The organism is Alkalinema sp. FACHB-956 (assembly GCF_014697025.1).
Taxonomy (GTDB): Bacteria; Cyanobacteriota; Cyanobacteriia; order Leptolyngbyales; family Leptolyngbyaceae; genus Alkalinema.
This window is the reverse complement of the sequence record NZ_JACJRC010000009.1, coordinates 129,000-145,644: the sequence shown is the minus strand read 5'-3', so window position 1 is coordinate 145,644 and position 16,645 is coordinate 129,000. Positions and strand designations below refer to the sequence as shown.

At 49.9% G+C, this 16,645-nt stretch carries 20 protein-coding genes; 6 read left to right on the top strand and 14 right to left on the bottom strand.

What is annotated here, in order from left to right; translation table 11 throughout:
- Positions 1-51: 51 nt before the first annotated feature.
- The 3 genes from H6G21_RS12390 to H6G21_RS12380 form a co-directional block, all read right to left on the bottom strand.
- Entirely contained in the window at positions 52-333 is a 282-nt protein-coding gene (locus tag H6G21_RS12390) for an antibiotic biosynthesis monooxygenase (RefSeq protein WP_190573719.1), read from the bottom strand.
- 72 nt (positions 334-405) lie between these two features.
- Positions 406-1,437, bottom strand: a complete 1,032-nt coding sequence (locus H6G21_RS12385) for a long-chain acyl-[acyl-carrier-protein] reductase (protein ID WP_190573718.1) — start codon at positions 1,435-1,437, stop codon at positions 406-408.
- 94 nt (positions 1,438-1,531) lie between these two features.
- A complete protein-coding gene (locus tag H6G21_RS12380) occupies positions 1,532-2,227 on the bottom strand; it encodes an aldehyde oxygenase (deformylating) (protein ID WP_190573717.1) in 696 nt (231 codons plus the stop codon).
- A 368-nt stretch (positions 2,228-2,595) separates the two neighbouring features.
- Between H6G21_RS12380 and H6G21_RS12375 the strand changes: the two genes are divergently transcribed.
- The 3 genes from H6G21_RS12375 (at position 2,596) to H6G21_RS12365 (ending at position 5,158) form a co-directional block, all read left to right on the top strand.
- The gene (locus tag H6G21_RS12375; protein ID WP_190573771.1) at positions 2,596-3,357 is read left to right on the top strand and encodes an ABC transporter permease subunit; all 762 of its coding nucleotides are present in this window, start codon (positions 2,596-2,598) and stop codon (positions 3,355-3,357) included.
- 202 nt (positions 3,358-3,559) lie between these two features.
- On the top strand, positions 3,560-3,943 hold the full coding sequence (locus H6G21_RS26225; protein ID WP_190573716.1) for a transposase: 384 nt from the start codon (positions 3,560-3,562) through the stop codon (positions 3,941-3,943).
- A gap of 144 nt (positions 3,944-4,087) precedes the next feature.
- The gene (locus H6G21_RS12365; RefSeq protein WP_190573715.1) at positions 4,088-5,158 is read left to right on the top strand and encodes a hypothetical protein; all 1,071 of its coding nucleotides are present in this window, start codon (positions 4,088-4,090) and stop codon (positions 5,156-5,158) included.
- Between the two features lie 38 nt (positions 5,159-5,196).
- On the opposite strand, the gene H6G21_RS12360 is transcribed toward H6G21_RS12365, so the two are convergent.
- The 3 genes from H6G21_RS12360 to H6G21_RS26030 form a co-directional block, all read right to left on the bottom strand.
- Positions 5,197-5,523, bottom strand: a complete 327-nt coding sequence (locus H6G21_RS12360; protein WP_190573714.1) for a hypothetical protein — start codon at positions 5,521-5,523, stop codon at positions 5,197-5,199.
- Between the two features lie 176 nt (positions 5,524-5,699).
- Positions 5,700-7,418: a serine/threonine-protein kinase gene (locus H6G21_RS12355; RefSeq protein WP_190573713.1), complete on the bottom strand. Its 1,719-nt coding sequence runs from the start codon at positions 7,416-7,418 to the stop codon at positions 5,700-5,702.
- 131 nt (positions 7,419-7,549) lie between these two features.
- Positions 7,550-7,777, bottom strand: coding sequence for a helix-turn-helix domain-containing protein (locus H6G21_RS26030; RefSeq protein WP_190573712.1), 228 nt, complete (start codon positions 7,775-7,777; stop codon positions 7,550-7,552).
- A gap of 130 nt (positions 7,778-7,907) precedes the next feature.
- Between H6G21_RS26030 and H6G21_RS12345 the strand changes: the two genes are divergently transcribed.
- Positions 7,908-8,078, top strand: coding sequence for a hypothetical protein (locus H6G21_RS12345; protein WP_190573711.1), 171 nt, complete (start codon positions 7,908-7,910; stop codon positions 8,076-8,078).
- A gap of 131 nt (positions 8,079-8,209) precedes the next feature.
- Here H6G21_RS12345 and H6G21_RS12340 read toward each other — a convergent pair whose 3' ends face one another.
- The 5 genes from H6G21_RS12340 to H6G21_RS12320 form a co-directional block, all read right to left on the bottom strand.
- Positions 8,210-8,365 (bottom strand): hypothetical protein, encoded by a 156-nt coding sequence (locus H6G21_RS12340; RefSeq protein ID WP_190573710.1) that lies wholly within the window; start codon positions 8,363-8,365, stop codon positions 8,210-8,212.
- Positions 8,366-8,396: 31 nt separating this feature from the next.
- Positions 8,397-9,587: a TRC40/GET3/ArsA family transport-energizing ATPase gene (locus tag H6G21_RS12335; protein WP_190573709.1), complete on the bottom strand. Its 1,191-nt coding sequence runs from the start codon at positions 9,585-9,587 to the stop codon at positions 8,397-8,399.
- Positions 9,588-9,730: 143 nt separating this feature from the next.
- Positions 9,731-10,138 carry a DUF2358 domain-containing protein gene (locus H6G21_RS12330; protein ID WP_190573708.1) on the bottom strand — a complete coding sequence of 136 codons (408 nt, stop codon included), beginning with the start codon at positions 10,136-10,138 and terminating at the stop codon, positions 9,731-9,733.
- Positions 10,139-10,209: 71 nt separating this feature from the next.
- Positions 10,210-10,788: an NUDIX domain-containing protein gene (locus H6G21_RS12325; RefSeq protein WP_190573707.1), complete on the bottom strand. Its 579-nt coding sequence runs from the start codon at positions 10,786-10,788 to the stop codon at positions 10,210-10,212.
- A 102-nt stretch (positions 10,789-10,890) separates the two neighbouring features.
- Positions 10,891-11,457 (bottom strand): hypothetical protein, encoded by a 567-nt coding sequence (locus H6G21_RS12320; RefSeq protein ID WP_190573706.1) that lies wholly within the window; start codon positions 11,455-11,457, stop codon positions 10,891-10,893.
- Between the two features lie 218 nt (positions 11,458-11,675).
- Between H6G21_RS12320 and H6G21_RS12315 the strand changes: the two genes are divergently transcribed.
- The gene (locus H6G21_RS12315) at positions 11,676-11,900 is read left to right on the top strand and encodes a hypothetical protein (RefSeq protein ID WP_190573705.1); all 225 of its coding nucleotides are present in this window, start codon (positions 11,676-11,678) and stop codon (positions 11,898-11,900) included.
- On the opposite strand, the gene H6G21_RS12310 is transcribed toward H6G21_RS12315, so the two are convergent.
- Together H6G21_RS12310 and H6G21_RS12305 are read right to left on the bottom strand one after the other, a co-directional pair.
- Positions 11,897-13,372 (bottom strand): ABC transporter substrate-binding protein, encoded by a 1,476-nt coding sequence (locus H6G21_RS12310; RefSeq protein ID WP_190573704.1) that lies wholly within the window; start codon positions 13,370-13,372, stop codon positions 11,897-11,899. The genes H6G21_RS12315 and H6G21_RS12310 overlap by 4 nt on opposite strands.
- A 473-nt stretch (positions 13,373-13,845) precedes the next feature.
- Positions 13,846-15,084 carry a DUF4912 domain-containing protein gene (locus H6G21_RS12305; RefSeq protein WP_190573703.1) on the bottom strand — a complete coding sequence of 413 codons (1,239 nt, stop codon included), beginning with the start codon at positions 15,082-15,084 and terminating at the stop codon, positions 13,846-13,848.
- A gap of 426 nt (positions 15,085-15,510) precedes the next feature.
- Between H6G21_RS12305 and H6G21_RS12300 the strand changes: the two genes are divergently transcribed.
- Positions 15,511-16,296: an MlaE family lipid ABC transporter permease subunit gene (locus tag H6G21_RS12300; RefSeq protein ID WP_190573702.1), complete on the top strand. Its 786-nt coding sequence runs from the start codon at positions 15,511-15,513 to the stop codon at positions 16,294-16,296.
- Between the two features lie 3 nt (positions 16,297-16,299).
- Here H6G21_RS12300 and H6G21_RS12295 read toward each other — a convergent pair whose 3' ends face one another.
- A complete protein-coding gene (locus tag H6G21_RS12295) occupies positions 16,300-16,599 on the bottom strand; it encodes a YiaA/YiaB family inner membrane protein (protein WP_190573701.1) in 300 nt (99 codons plus the stop codon).
- Between the last annotated feature and the right edge of the window lie 46 nt (positions 16,600-16,645).

The following is a 16,645-nucleotide window of genomic DNA, read 5'->3' as shown; positions in this document are numbered from 1 at the left end:
AACCGGGGCGATCGCTGGGGGGTTCCCCGCGACAGCGATTGATAAATTGCCTTACAAATCGCCCGCCTCAAGCTGCTCCAAATAGAGAAACTCAGGAGCCTTCACCCCGGCTTCTTTGCGAATTTGCACGAGTTCAGGGGACTCAAAGAACCGTCGGGCAGCGTCGATCGAAGTCCAGACCGAGAAATGCACAATGCGGTTGGCATCATGCTCATATTTGAGAACCTGGTACGATCGTTCACCCGCTGCCTTGCGCATGGAGGCAGCGGCGTCGAAAACCCGCTTCCACGCTAGGTAGTCTTCAACTTCATGAATGATCAGAACGTATTGCATTCAGGGCTGGGGATTGCAGGGCATAGGACGGGCTAGCTGTGGGAGCGCAACACAGAACACTCGCGAAAAAAGCTAACTAATGCCTGACAACAGCAAAGGCCGGAACCCGTGCTTGACCGATGCGGCTCCGATTTGTTCCATTTTTTCCGTGGAAATCAAATTCCGTCCCCAGGAGAAATTGGTATACCATTTCTCAAACTCCAGCAGCATGGATTCCGCAAAGCAAGCAAATAGCTGCCGTTGGGGCACATCCATGTTGACGATGTTCATGATCTTCCAGTCAATGTCCAGGGAATGCTCCACAATGCCGCCATTCAGCACATGAACCCCAGGATGCTGGATCTTGTTACCCAAGTTCTTGGGATAGCCGCCATCAATCAAGAGACAGGGTTGCTTCAACTGAGTCGGGTCGATCTCCACCCCCTTGGGCATACTGGCGACCCACACAATAATGTCTGCTTCCGGTAGAGCTGCTTCCAAGGGCATAATTTTGCCGCGGCCTAGATCCGCTTGCAGGTTCTCCAAACGCTCCTGGTTGCGGGCAATCAGCAGCAGTTCCTTCATATCCGTCCGCTGGTTCAACCAGCGACAGACGGCGCTGCCGATATCCCCCGTTGCCCCACAAACCGCGATCGTGCAGTCTGAAAGCTTCATCCCCAATTGTTGCGAAGCCTGTTCCACCTGGCGGGCGATGATGTAAGCCGTGTGGGTGTTGCCGGTGGTGAACTTGTCAAATTCCAGCGTGACGTTGCGAATTTGCCGGAACTGTGACAGGTCAAAGTTCTCAAAAATAATCGAGGAAAAACCGCCGAGTGCTGTGATGTTTAACCCGTTTTTTTGGGCGTGGGCCATGGCATTGATGATTTTGCGAGTCGCTGCCTTGAACCGCCGAGTCGCCAGCATTTCCGGTAGAAAACAGGACTCCACATAGCGACCCTCAATCACCTGTCCCGTTGCGCTGGTGACCTTAATCTCATCAACAATCTGGGGCGGTGCACTGCACCAAAAATCAAGATCCTGGTCGGCATACTCTGGGTAACCCAGATCTCGGGCAACGGATTGGGCGTGTTGAAGGCTTGTGAGATGACCAATGAGACCAAACATGGGCGTGACGGGAGAGGGTTAGATAAAAGGATCCCAGACAAGTGGATTGGGGGCGCGATCGATCGCGCCCCCAGTGGCTCAAATCATGAACGCTCTATACAGCAGCAAGTCCGTAGGCCGACATCCGCATGATATCGCGGGTGGAAAAACCGATATTAGCGAGGGCTTCACCGTAGGAAATCATAAAGTCTTCTACGAGGGCTTCCCGCTCCATCCCCAGCTTTTTGGCATCTTGTTCAACTTGGTTCAGCATTTTCCAAACCAGGGGAAGATTTTGCTTGTTAGCGTCCTCTAGTTCAGCGCGGGAGGCTTCAAAGTTTGCCTTCAGCCATTCTTCACCGTAGTTGAGGTGGAGATATTCATCCTTGACAACCCCTTCGGTGATCTTGCGTGCAAAGTCATCGGCCACAGGGATGTAGATGTTGTAAGCCGAAATGGCGAAGCACTCAATGATCAAGGACTGGATCAGTAAGCAAGTCACAATTTTGCCGGCGGCTGCGGCTGCTTGAAAGTTCCCATGCAGCTCTGCAAAGAATTCCTTGGCAAAAAGCAGATCGGGGTTAACCTCTAGGTTTTTGCCACAGGCTTCAAACCCTTTCTTGTGTCTGAACTCCATTTTTGCCAGCTTTTGGAGTTCAGCGGCATCGTCGGGCATGAGTTCTGCCAGTTGGTTGTAGTTGCTATACGCCTCTTCTTCGCCTTCGATTACGATCGCGTTGATGCGGCTATAGGCATCTTTGTAAACTGGACTCTGATAGTCGAGTTCTGGCATCACCTCAAGTTGCGGCATAGACTCGTCATCTCCTCATCATGAACATGCTGGGAGCTACCAGCTTCAGATTATCCCTTCTATGTAAAGAAAAAGAATCAAGAAGTTTTGTGAATTCCCACTCTACACTTTAACCTGTATGGTCAGGCATCGTGTCATCTGATGAGCAAATTCCCTGAATCGCCTTTGCTTATATAGCGTTCTGCTATGGTATGCCGTCCATGTAGGGCTATTAATAGAGTCAGAAGACTTGTCCTGATTGATTGGAAGTAATGCTAGGCCGGAGATTGCCGATCGTCATGCAAAGGATCACCTCGATTGTTAAGTCCATAGTGATGCCAAGCGGGGTGACGCCAAGCGGGGTGACGCCAGTCGTTTTGCAGTCGGTCATGAAAGCGATCGGGCTTGGCGTTGGAGCGGCGATCGTTCTGGTGCCGCTGGGCTTGGTGTTGTGGGTGTCGTTTCAGGGGGCTGAAGGCTGGTCGCTGGCCAATTATCAGGCCGCCTGGCAGCAGGGAAATTTTTGGGTCGCCTTTGCCAACTCGACGATCGTGGCGGTGGGGGTCACGGTTTTCCAGATGATTACGTCGGCGCTGGCGGGCTATGCTTTGGCGCGACTGCGGTTCTGGGGCAAGTCGCTTCTTTTGTTAATTATTCTGGCGACCTTAATTATTCCGTTACAAATCCTCGTGATCCCCATTTTTTTAGTGCTGAAGACAGGGCATCTGATTAATACCTACGGGGCGTTGATTTTGCCGTCGGCGGTGAATGGCTTTGGAATTTTTCTGCTGCGGCAATATTTTCTGGCGATTCCGATCGAACTGGAGGAAGCGGCGGCTTTGGATGGAGCCAATCGCTGGCAAATTCTCTGGCAGATTTTGTTGCCCTTGGCACGACCGGCTTTGGTGACGCTGTTTTTGTTTGCCTTTATTGGCGAGTGGAATGACTTGTTTAAGCCGTTGGTCTTCACCACTCGACCGGAGTTGCAAACGGTGCAGTTAGCGCTAGCCAGTTTTCAGGAGCAATTTACGAACAATTGGGGACTGATGATGGCAGCCGTGACGATCGCCACAATTCCGATCGGGGTGATTTTTCTTGTCAGTCAAAAGCAATTCATTCGCGGAGTTGCGGCCACTGGGATCAAAAATTAGGTTGTATAGAGAGCGGTGGCTGAGGGCATTCACTGATTTGAGTATGGTGTACCAAACCATGCCTTATGGATCCATTAAAACAACGGATAAACGAGAATACCAACTATTAAAATCAATTCCTGAACAAACTCTAGCGTTCTAGCAAGTAGTTAAGGTTAAGCCTCTAATTCACTAAAGCTTGACCTTAAAACTACTAGCCTCAATGTTTCCACAGACTGAAGATGAGTGCATAAAGCATTTAGAGCAAATTCGCTGGGGAGGAAAGCCCCAATGTCCATACTGTGGATCGACAAGATCCAGTGCATACACACATACCCATCGGTACCACTGCAAAGACTGTTTCACCTCGTACAGTGTTACAGTTGGAACCCTATTCCACAAAACCCATCTTGATCTACAGAAATGGTTTCAGGCAATTCACCTAATCTTCAGTACGCCATCAAATATCACTGTAAGACAACTTGCTCAAGCACTTGATGTCAATAAGAATACAGCGCTTTACATGCGTGCCAGAATCTATAAGTGTTTACAAGAAGATCCAAACTTGTTAAGAAAATTAACTCAAAAAGATTTGCCTCATGAATAATATGATATTAAGACTTATTTGCTAAACGCTTTCTGAAGCAAGCTATAGCCAACAGTTTTTTGTCTTATCTAATTCGATGGGACTACAGTAAACAATACTGGAATCCTCGGGTTCCAATCAATAAAATATGGTGAGCAAATAGCTATGAAGGCAATTCCTAATAAGAAAAAATCACCCTGGCAACGAAGAATTGGTAAATGGAGACCTGAAAGTTTTCAGTTGGTAGCAGCGCTTCTATGTATCTCAATTGCTGGTTGTTCATTTTGGTTTGGTATGGCTGTGCAACGCTCTATTCAAGAGCAAGCTCCACCAACACCCAAAGAGAAAGCTGCATCACCTCCTAATAATCAGCCCTCCAATGTTACCCAATTTCTTACTCCTATCATTTTTCCTGTAGTTGTGGAGTTCGGACTAATTAGCTTTTTCCTACTCTTCACTAATAAATATGTGATTGAAAGAATCAGTGAATGCAAGAGAACTCAAGAGCAACTGGCTGAACATGAAAGGGCAAATTTACTTCGACAAGTAAATAATAGATACCGCTTGGAGCAAGAGCTAGAGTTCCTGGATGTTCTATACTCTGCAGGTGGTGAAAAAATTCCCAGCTATTTTAGTCGTGCAGTATTCTGTGAATATATTCAACACATATACCAAAAATCACCCGAACATCTTGAAGATGAAATTAAGAAATTTAATCAAGACTTGAGGGCTCGCAAAGAGGCAGAGAGAGGTTTGATTGAGGGCTTTACGGAAGACAAAGACCAGCAATCTCCCTTTTATCATCTAGTAGGGACAGCTTGCAATGAAGCTTTAGGAATAACAGGAACTGCAAAGTTTTGGGCTCTCCCATTCTATGATGATGTTACATCTTATCTCAAAGCGTGGCTCATCTGTAGTATTAGGCACGGATTCCCAATCCCAATTGAACCTTTTTATGTTCGCTCTCTAGAAGAAGAAGGCAAGGCGCTTTATAAAGGAAAGGACTCTTACGTAACAGCTCTCAAGTACATTATAAAAGTTGTATCTCAATATCCTGTACTTCCTAAAGTTGAGAGATATCTAAAAACACCAGAGTCTAGAGAAGTTGTTGTGACGTACCTTAAAAGACTAGTTGTGATGTTTGAAGGTGATTATCCTAAAGAAGAAGACATGCTCTATTTAGAGAAGCTAGTTTCACAGCTTGAAAGAAATTACAACGTTCCCTTCAGTATATAAAACCACTAACTAGCTCTCCTCTAGTTTTAACGTGCTGTTTAATCTGGGATGTCAAAAGCACCTGTCGGGTTATAAGACTCCAGTGGAGGTTTGTTTTTACGCGAATCAGCAAGGGCATTTGCATAATCAATTACAGCATCAATATCAATTACAGTATCAATGTTGAATTGATTGTTTCTGCAAATTTTTTCTATGTTTGCCCGCAGATCTCCCCCTTCTTCAAGTGCTTGTTTAACTACTACACACGGCTCTTCAGGTATGCGTAAGTGACTACTTGCATCCATTGTTTTGCTCTCCTTGCTGATGGATCTAAATATCTGACCAACCAAAAACAGAGCGTCCAAGAGAGTGGTTTGTGAAGCCATAGCTGTACCATATGTGGGTGAATATGCAAGCTATGCTATCCGTCACGCAGCCATGAATCCATATCACTAACTAGGACACCACTCGCGAATAAAGAACACTTGATTAGATAGTACATTTGTTCTTTATTCGTGTCAATGATGAAGTGGCCTAAATTGGAGTGCCGGGTGAATGCTCCTTAACGCCGATCGCGGGCTGCTCGATCCAGCACCGTTTCCGCAATTTGGCACCATTCCTGCCGCAGTTTGGCATCGCTGGCATCCCCGGTCAGGGGCCTGCCGACCCGTTCCGGGTAGCGATCGTAGAATTCCTGATTCACCTGTCGGTAGAAGTCCTGCTTGGTTAAGCCGACCTGTTCATAGCGAGTAAAGACACTATCAGAACAGGTTTTGGGCTTCTCGGCGGCGGGGTTGGGGAGTTGGATATCGGGCAGCTTGACTTCCGGTAGCTTAACTTCCGGGAGTTTCAGCTCCGGCATTTTGATTTCAGGAAACTGCCAATTCGGTGTCAAATCTAACTTCCACAGAAAAGACGCGATCGCACTGCCCACCAGTAGCACCCCGATCAAAATGACCCGCCACACCCAGGTCATCACCCAATCAACGGTTTTAAAGCCAAACCCGAGGAGTTTGAAACAGCCTTTGAGTAGGCGGAAGGGCAGAGCGAGGATCGACCACATCCAGGTTCCATCCGTAGCGGGTGCAGAGGTGGTACGGCTGGGGCGAGGATTACCGGGGGCTGCCACGATCGTGCCGGATGAGGTTTCTGCCGATCGAATCGGTAGGGAACTGGACTGTGGGGTAGGTTGCGGCTTGGCTTGGGGGGTGGCGGGGTAGGGCGTTGCGGGAGAAATGGCCACCGTGTTCATGCGGGAGAGCGGATGGGAGGCAGGGGTTGGGGGAGTCGAGGTGGAGGGTTGGGGAGTGGGAGAGTAGGGAGGTTGGGCGTGGGGAGGTGGGGAGTTGGGACTTGGGGAGTGGGGAGTGGGGATGTAGCTGGCGCGGGGTTGGGGAGAGGGGTTGGGGGGGATCGAGTTGGCTGGGGTCGATCGCTGTGGGAGGGACTGTAGGAGGGTTTGGACTTCGCGGGCGGAACTGTAGCGATCGCGGGGACTGTGGGAGAGAAGGCGATCGAGTAAATTGCCGAGGGCAGGGCTGACTGGGACGAACGATCGCCAATGCCATTGGGCTTGGTGGTCGTTGTAGAGTTCCATGGGCGATCGACCCGTCAGCAGGACGAGGGTGGTGACGGCGAGGGAATAGAGGTCGGTACTGGGAAAGACTTCGCCACGTAATTGTTCGGGCGGGGAAAATCCGGGTTTGTGGATTTGGGTGCCCATACCGGGACTGCCGGACAGTTGCAGGGCGGTTGTGGCGACTTGGCGTACGCTGCCGAAGTCAATCAGGAAGGGTTTGCCGCTGGTTTGTTCGCGAATCAGGTTGTCGGGGGCGATGTCTCGGTGGATGACGCCGCGATCGTGGATGTAGCTGAGGATGGGCAGCATATCCAGCAGAAACTGGATGGCCTCGGCTTCGGTGAAGCGGTTGCCACGATCGACCCAGGTTTCGTAGGACTGGCCTGCAATATATTGTTCGACGAGGAGAAGGGCGTCTTGGCCTTGGTAGCGGATGGACAGCAGGGCTCGGAATTCTGGGATTTGGGGGTGGCGCAGTTGGTAGAGGGTTCCGGCTTCCCGTTGGAAGAGTTCTTCGGCTTTGCGCAGGATGCTGGGTTCGCTGATTTGGGGCGCAAATTCCTTGAGGACACAGAGTTCGTTGAAGCGGTGACGATCGCGGGCGAGATAGGTGCGTCCAAATCCGCCGTAGCCCAGAAATTGTGCGACTTCGTAACGGTTTTCAAGAACGAGGCCAGTGGAAAGAGGTGCGAGGAGCGGCATGGAGTCAGCGATAAATCACGGGATGACTGACGAACAACTTCACAACTTTGTGTCGTGTTTCCGTGGGTCGTGCTTCCGATCATGGCATAGAAGACTGCAATTGGCAGCGATTGTGTACCAACGATCGTCCCCTAGGGATCCGTGGCATCATCCCGATCGGGCTTGTATTCGATTAAGTCGCTAGGGGTGCAGTTGAGGTACTTGCATAGGGCGTTTAGTGTATCGCCTCCTAGATGAGGCATGTTGTCCTGTTTTTTCAGATTAGAAATTGTGTTGGGATGAACGTTCATCAAGTCAGATAACCGCTTGTTGGTCATCCGCTCCCTTGCCATAATCTCCCGTAGTCGCCACCGAATCACCCAATCAAACCCTAGAAAACTTGTTTGAATGCACAGAAAACTTGTGTGATATGATTTGAATCAATAAACTAGAAGCCAGTGCGTCCCGTGGAAAGTTCTGCACTGGCTAGTTCCAACTTGCATTGGAGATGTGAATATTATGACCTATCGCGATCGCATGACGCGATGGCTGGTCGTGCGCTTGTTGCCAAACATGCAACGAGTGACGATCGCGCGTTTCGCCAAAAAATCTGACGCCGACGGCTACGCCAAAGTCCTGCGACGGGCTCGAACCCCAGCACCAATTTATTGTCCTATTTGATCCAGGGGGCAAACTTGAAGGCTCCACACGTCACCCAAGAGCCCACCCAAGGCAATCCACCAGGTCGATCGCCCTGTCTTAACTTTGTTGCATTAACCTTTTGCATCACCCTTTTGCATCACCCTTTTGCATCACTCTTTTTCAACTATCCAAGCCCGCATTCCCAAAAGTCGGTTGATGGGGTAGAGGGGATAGTCACTCAAATCGATCGTCACCGTTTGGCCTTCCAGTTTCAGGAATCGCCAAGCCGTCCTACTGGTGGTTGCCCCATAGATCAAGCGACTCAATGCACGTCAATGTAGGATCAAGAATGCAGGATCAAGCTCTGGCCGGATCTGCAAAGCGAATCTTGAGATAGTCTTCCTCCATCTTGGCCCCCGCCGGTTGCAGGGCTGCCAACGCCTGCGGCAACACTAAATTGCGGCGATGGTTGCCAATCCGAACATTCAACTCATCTCCCGTTTTACTCAGTTCAATTTGACTCTTTTCAATTCCCGGTAAATACATTTCCAAACTGTACTGGTTGTCCTTCTGCACTACCCGCAAGGTTGTTTCCTTGTAATACACTTGGGTGGGATCTTCGCCGCCGCCAAACAGCGTCTCCTTCAAGCGATCGAGGGCTGCCAAGCCACACATCTCTTCGGAATACAGCGGAACTTCCTTGATGGGCAAAGGCCGGAAATTATCATGAATTTCCTGCTTGTATTGCTGTTGGTTTTCCTTCCAGCGTTGGAAGAAGGGATCCTGAACGCTCTCTGGAATGATGCGATTGGCAATCACTAAATCCGTTGCCACATTGTACAAACTTAAATAAGCGTGAGCCCGTAGCGATTCCTTAATCACCATCTTTTCTGGATTCATGACCAACCGCACTGAAGTTTTAGTCGGGTCGGTCAGCACCTTTTCCAGTGCTTCGATCTGCTCATAAAACTCGTAGGGCGCATCCATGACTTCCTTATCCGGCAAGGAAAAACCCGCGATCGGTCGGAACAACGGCTCCACGATCGGGCGCAAAGCCATGGACATCCCCTGGAACGGCTTATAAAACTTGCGCATGTACCAGCCGCCCACTTCTGGCAAACTCAGCAACCGCAATGCCGTCCCCGTCGGAGCCGAATCAATAATCAGGACATCATACTCGCCTTCGTCATAGTGGCGTTTCATCCGTACGAGGCCAAAAATTTCATCCATCCCCGGCAGAATCGCCAGCTCTTCCGCTTGGACGCCTTCCAGTCCCCGCGCTTGCAATACCTGGGTGATGTAGCGTTTCACCGCGCCCCAATTGCCTTCCAGTTCCATGAGTGCGTCGAGTTCTGCACCCCATAGGTTGGGCCGGACCGATCGCGGTTCGTGGCCCAGTTCCATATCAAAACTATCGGCCAAAGAGTGAGCCGGATCAGTACTTAACACCAGCGTCTTGTAACCCAGCTCCGCACAACGCAGGCCAGTGGCAGCCGCAACGGAAGTCTTGCCTACGCCACCTTTTCCGGTCATCAAAATTACACGCATGGGAGTCTGAATTCCTACTCTGAGCAATGTTTACGTTTTTTAACTTATTTTCATTGTGGCATAGGGATTGGATTTCCGGGCGGTTTGCTGGGGAAGGTAGGGAATGAGGATTGGAGGAGTGGGAGAGTGGGAAGTGGGATAGGTTAGGGGGTGGGGGTGTGCCATGGGAGATGCTGTTGTAGGACAGACCAGCGGGAACAGTGCCAGTAGTCAATATGAGAAATAATTAGTCCTTGGTCGTTGGTGATTAACTCGCTCCAGCCGGAAATGGCGATGCGGGGCTGCCAGGGCAGGGGTGTGGTCCAGTGCAAAGTCCAGTCGGTGCGAATGTGGGGGCCGTCTTGGGTGATCTGGTGTAAGTCCAGCCGTACATCACGAAACCATTGCTGAATAAAACCAATCATCTGGCGATAGCGATCGATCCCTCGAAATTGATTCATGGGGTCTTTGAAAAAGACATCTGCTGCATAAATGCCATAGGTTTGATCGTTGGGAAAGCGATCGTAATCTTCCCGAAGAACTTGCAGTAAATCTAACTGAGCTTCATCCATAACGATCTCAATCCCTCTAGTTCTGCAATTGCATTCTCAATTCAGCCGATCGTAATTAGACCGATCATAAATTAGGCCGATCGCAGTAATCCCGCCACTTGCAAAGCTGGAATAAAATGCGGCATCAAAATCGGTTCTAGGGCAGCTAATTGATCGATCGATTGCCATTGATAGGCCGTGTGTTCACAATTCAAACAAATTTCCGGTACGGTTTGTTCAACTTTGAGGGCAAACATTTCCAAGTGCAATTTGACCGTGGGTTCATCGATCGTATACGTGCCACATTCCCAAAGCTGCATTGTGTCGGATAACTGCGTGTCCGATAATTGCCAACCAATTTCTTCCTGAAATTCCTGGATTAAATGATCTCGGCAAAAATTGGGGCGATCGTGAATCCAATCCACATTGTCGATGTAGCCAGATACCGTACTCCACTTACCGGGAAATTGCACTAAGTTCGATCGCTCTAACAACAAAATGCGATCGCCTTTCAAGACATAGCCCGTTACGCCTACCTTAATCGGGACATGGCGAAAATTCAGCACCCGATCGCCCGTTGCAGGGGCATCACCATCCGCCGCCGCCACGTCCAACAAATAGGAACGCAAGCTGGCACGATTTTGGAAAAAGGTTTTCCGGTCTGTTTTCACAATTTCACCCCTCCACCCAACCCTGTTCTACTGAATTACAACGATTCCACTCCCACCTCAAGGCCGATCGAACTGCTATTCCCATTTCCTCACCCTTGGTTTTTAAGGATCAACCTCAGGCCATAACCGTTCTAACTGATAGCGCCATGCCGCTAGGGTTTGATTTTTAGCATTTTCGCTATCTTCCAAATCTCCCATTACCCCTTCTGTATAGAAACGCTCCAGGGTTTGCAGGGTTGCTTCCATCGTTTGCCCTTGCAGTTTGGCAGCTCGGATGATTTGACGCACTTGTTTTTCGATAAAGGCATTAAACGCCGTATTAAGCCCGTCTTGGAACAGGACAATTAACCGCTGAATCGCGGCCTTGAAATCTTCGGGTGTTAAACTTTCGCAGGTGTGGTGAAACACTGCCCAGAGAACCTCTTGCTGAATGGCATAGCGGGTTTCCTGGGTTTCGTCAAAGTTCGCTTCCAATAATTCCTGCAAAAAGGCTTGTGCTTCCACGGCAGGGGCGATCGGAACCAACATCCGCAACCAAGCTTGGTCATCCGAAAGCAAGACGAGTAGCCGGAATCCATCCTGCTCAATTTGATAGGAACCGGGGGCTAAGGCTTGGACGCGATCGCCAAAAAGCGTGGCTAGAATGTTAGGAATTTCTTGGGGCGTCATAGTGGAAGACGATTCAGACGGAAGGCTACAGGGTCTAGGTTACAGGCCAGAGGGGACATCTCGCTATCCCTCAATCGTGATCACCCGTATGATCGTCCGTGGGAGCGTTTGTGTGAGAGTCTGGGTTCTCCATCGTTCCCGTCCGATCGTCCTTTAGAATCATTAGCGGTGGTTCAACCAGGCTGCCAGTCCATACTCCTTACAGGTGATGATTGAAAATGGCAATGTCCAAAACAGAAACCAAGCAATTACTAGAGCGTGTCATTTTTGATGACTCTACGGCCCAGGATTGGGTGCAGGATGTGTGGGGCTTGAGTCCAATGCTGGGAGACAGTGCGGCGAAGTTGCTAGATGTATTTGAACAACTGATCGAATATTGCCCCGAGGAACCCTTGGAGCATTTACTGCATCAGATTTACCAAGAACAGATGGAATCATCCTAGGGGGATCCATTTGGCGCAGCGATCGCGGGCACAGGGACAAAGTCATAGCCTGCGCCGGAAGCACTTCCCGGTTTCACCGTAATTAAAACCGCTGCACCATTGCGATCGCGGGATGGCAAAAACTGAATTTTGCCTGCTGCACCATTGGCTTCAAAATCGGGTTTTGCCAAGGTTTGTTGAATCTGCGATCGCACCTGATCTCGGAATGCTGCTGGGGGATTGGCGGTTCCGGAACGACGGGGAGCCGTGTGCAAGGCTTGCCCGATCGCTTGGAAGGCATCAAAGGCCATGGCGGTGCGCCAGTTCACTGCTCCACCCCACAGTTGGCGGGCATTGCCAGGGAAGGGATTGTTGGGAAAGGCATCGGGATGCCAGGGAACGGCCAACACGAGATCTTTGATATCCGCTTGTCCCGTCTGTAGCGTCTTAAAGGTAAACAGTGTCGAACTCCCGTAGAGCAGGAGTCGGCCTTGGTTCGCCCGGGCAAACCTCGTGGCCCGATCGAGGCGATCGATATAGGGTGCTAGAAACACACCTTCAGCACCGGAGCTAACCAGTTTGGGAATGATGACCTCAGGATTAAAATCTGGCGCGGAGAGGTCGCAGGGGACATTAATATACTGAGCCTGTAAATCAAAGAGTGCTGCAATAAATTCGTCCCGCGAAGTTTTGGGTTCCTCTGCTTGGGCATCGGCGCAGACTGCCAGTTTGGTTTTGCGATCGGTTTTGACCGCGTATCTAGCAATCAAATTAGCAACCGATCGAACATTGGGGACTGTTCGGAAAATGTGATCGCCAATGTCGGTTAAATTTTTGCCAAAGCTGGTGGGCGAAATCATCACCAACTTTCCGGCTTGGTAAATGGGTGCCCCCGCGAGGGACGCATTACTGGCATTATGGCCTACCACCGCCACCACTTCTGGATGGTTGACCAGTTGGGTGGCAATGGCCTGCACAATTTCGGGATTATTGTCATCATTGGCTAGCAAAATCTTGGTTGCAAAGCCACGATTCTGTTGATTCAGTTCCATTTGGGCCTGGGCGACCCCCCGAAGCATTTCCTTGGCAACGTTTAAGTTACTTCCGATCGGCACACTGACGGCGATGGTAAAGACCGTTCCACCCTGGCGCTCCCCAAGGGTGGCTTTCGCGTTATTTAAATAAATTCGCGTTTCTGGATCATTGGGCTGGGCGGCTAATGCGGTCTCAAATTGAGAGATGGCCCGTGGCAAGTCCCCTTGGCTGAAGGCTTGCACGCCTTGAATTTTGTCTGGACTGGCATTGTCCAAAATCAGCAGTTGGTTGCCAGAACTGAGACGATCGTTGAGATTGCCTGTAGTGAGTTGATTCAGAGGGGTCGGCAGTTGGATTTGCATGCCCGATCGTTGTAGCCACCACAGCCCTGTCCCCAACAATCCAGCGGTAATCAAGAAAGCCAAAACTAAGGCAACAGTATCGTTCTTGCGCTGCATTACTCATCCTACGGCTAACACAACTGTGTTATCAGCCTATAGCAATCTTCCATAGAATCCCAAGTTAAATCCCACGGTGAGAACGCTACCACCAGAACTCGCCTGCTAGGACTGCACCGCGAGAACGCCATAAAAAGCCCCCAGCAATTGCCAGGGGACAGGAAGGGAGAGATCAAACTTGCTAGAGGGGAGCATTTCAGACAATCAACCTGGTTCGTAGAGATTCTTCAACGGTCAGGATTGCTTCTATCAAATCACTGCCGTTGAGATGATCAAGACCGGGTCATCGCTTTCATGTCTTACCTAATGCTCCCTACGCATTGGGAGACGCAAATTCCGAAAAGTTTATTGAGGCTTCATACACGGCCAGTTGCGGGCCTCAATAAACTGTCAAGAAATCGTTAACTAAGAAGTCGTTAACTAAGAGGTCGTTAACCGAGAAACCGTTAACCCAAAAACGACCAATCAACCACCTAGGAAGGGATATCGATCCATTCTTCGATCGCTTCTTCCTTTGTGTTTGTCCGGCGTTCCAAGGTCTCCCGCTCAAAGTGCATGTGGATTGCTCGGTTTTGCTCACCATCTGCTGCCACAGCAAAGATGGGGAAGTTAAGCACACCATCTTGGAAGGACATTTGGAAGCGGAAAGTTCCGTCGGAGTTGAGCTTGATCGGTTTGCCATCGACGTAAACGGTGGCATCTGGCTCGGTTGCGCCGTAGACGATCAGCTCGGCATCGGCGATCAACCAGAACTTGCGAGGACGGGGTGGAGCCGCCGAAGCAGAGAAGCCTGCCCCAGACATCGTGAGACCCGATACGGTGGGAACAGCCCACATCCCGACACCCGAAGGGAAGACATAGGAGCTGAGGCTTTCGATGTGCTGAATCGAGCCTGCCACCGATCCCGGAATGTGTTGCATGGAACCGTAGAGGGATCCAGCAACGCGCTGGGCTTCAATGTCGCCTGCCAAACCAAAGATTTCTTCGTGCGTTCCAACTCCACCCTGTGCCGCCGCAGCTGCCACCTTCTTGCTGGGAGGAACCAATTCTACAAAAGTCTTTCCGGTCAAATCCTCTTCCCAGGAAAGGGTCAAGAAGTGGTCTTCAATCCAATCGGAGGGATAAACCGGAGGAATCCGCACAGCTGCCGATCGCGCTAAGCTCAGCCAGCGACCATCCCAAGCCCGGTAACCAATTTCCACCACGTAATCGCGATCGCTGACTGGAACCGGTAGATACCATTCCCGAGACAGCTCGTCGCAACTGTACTCTTGCAAACTGTGGGGTGCCTGGTAGTTAACATTGATGTCGGTCACATCGTACAGACGCAGCGCTAACTGTTGGCCGCCTTCCCGTCGCAGCTCATCTTTGTGCTCGTTGGGGATATCCCAGTAAGCGTACGCCCATTGCGGATCCCGAGGCAGCAAAACAATTCGACTTTCACCATAGCCACCCGGCAAATCGGCGAGGCTTTCATCAACATCAGCGAGGGTCAGGTCAGCTAGGGGCATTTCAATATTCTCAACAGCGGCAGCTTGCAAACCATACTTAGAAGCTTCGATCGTGGCTTCCTCAGAGCCTTGTCTAGCCACGATCGCAGTGAGTAGCTGATCCTTCCGCATCCGACTATAACGGGAGACGCCTACGGCACTGGCTACTCGGCGTAACTGCCGTAGGGTCATCTCACTCAATGGAATTCCTTCTTGAATCATGGCACCTCCTATTTCTTTAGCCGAATGGGGGATCGCAAACCCTTGAGCCTATAGTGCACTGATTCCCTTTGGGGATCAACCCCTGAAACGATCGTTTTACAAGGGTTTCAACCGTTTTATTAGGGTTTCGGGGATCGTCTTGTCATGAAATCCTGACAAATAGGTATTTATCGAGATCAAACTTGTCATAAAATCTTGACATTTGTCTTCGATCGGGACCCATGGGTCAGATTGATAGGCCAGAGTTATGGGTCGAATGCATGGCCAGTTATGGATTTGACCAACGGTTGAAGCCGCAGTGGGCAAAGAAGCGGGGGGTAAAGATTTCGAATTTGCAGAAACACGGTAAGCTCAAACAGAGACGTTATGCCCAGAGACGTTTTGCTCAGTCCTCCATTCGCCTTCATTCTGGATCTCTGAAGTTCTATGGCTACTAGTTCGCTTGCTAAGTGGGGAAATCGTCTGATTGCTGCCTGTTTTTTGGCGGGTCAGGTGGTGGTGCACCTATTGCAAGGCAAAATTCATCGCCGGAATACGTTGGAACAAATGGTGCTCGTTGGCCCAGAGTCTTTGACGATCGCGCTGCTCACCGCCAGTTTTGTCGGGATGGTGTTTACGATTCAGGTGGCGCGGGAGTTTATTAACTTAGGGGCAGGGTCAGCGGTAGGGGGCGTTCTGGCAATTTCTCTGTCTCGGGAACTTGCTCCGGTGCTGACGGCTGTAATTTTGGCTGGACGGGTTGGTTCTGCCTTTGCAGCGGAATTGGGAACCATGCAAGTGACTGAGCAAATTGATGCGCTTTACATGCTGAGAACTGATCCGGTGGATTACTTAGTGATTCCCCGAGTGATTGCCTGCTGTTTGATGTTACCGTTGCTAACGCTAATGTCCCTTGCAATGGGTATGACGGGTGGAATGTTCATTGCAGATTGGATGTATGGTATTTCCCACCATGTTTTTTTAGATTCTGCCAAAAACTTTGTAAACCTTTGGGATTTATGTAGTGCTCCCATTAAGGGGGTTGTGTTTGGCTTACTCATTGCAATTATTGGTTCTAGTTGGGGCCTAACAACAACAGGAGGTGCAAAAGGGGTGGGTCAATCGACAACCACCGCTGTTGTTACCTCCTTATTAGCTATTTTTATTTCTAACTTCTTTCTTTCCTGGTTAATGTTCCAAGGACCGGGAAGTGCCGTGCTAAATGGATTATGATTCCTACTGTTGATAGGGATCGTGCTGAGCCAATAAGCGTTCTAGTTTGGCTTCATCGATCCGAGACAGTACTTTTTTAGATTCGTGTAAATCTCGGGTGGTTTTCGCTAAGCTGAGGGACGATCCGACGGAAAAAACGAGTCCCATTCCTAAGTATGCGCGTACCCAAGAGTTAACAGGTGCATAGATGATTCCAATCATCGTTGCGGCAATTGAAATGATAAACGATAGCCAAACTTGAGTAACCCAAGCCGTGCTGTGATCGTGACTGGGATTGAGGTTGATAGGTTTTCCTGAAGTCATAGGTTTTGCTGATTTGAAAAGGTTAAAAAATTGAAGATGGTGAACT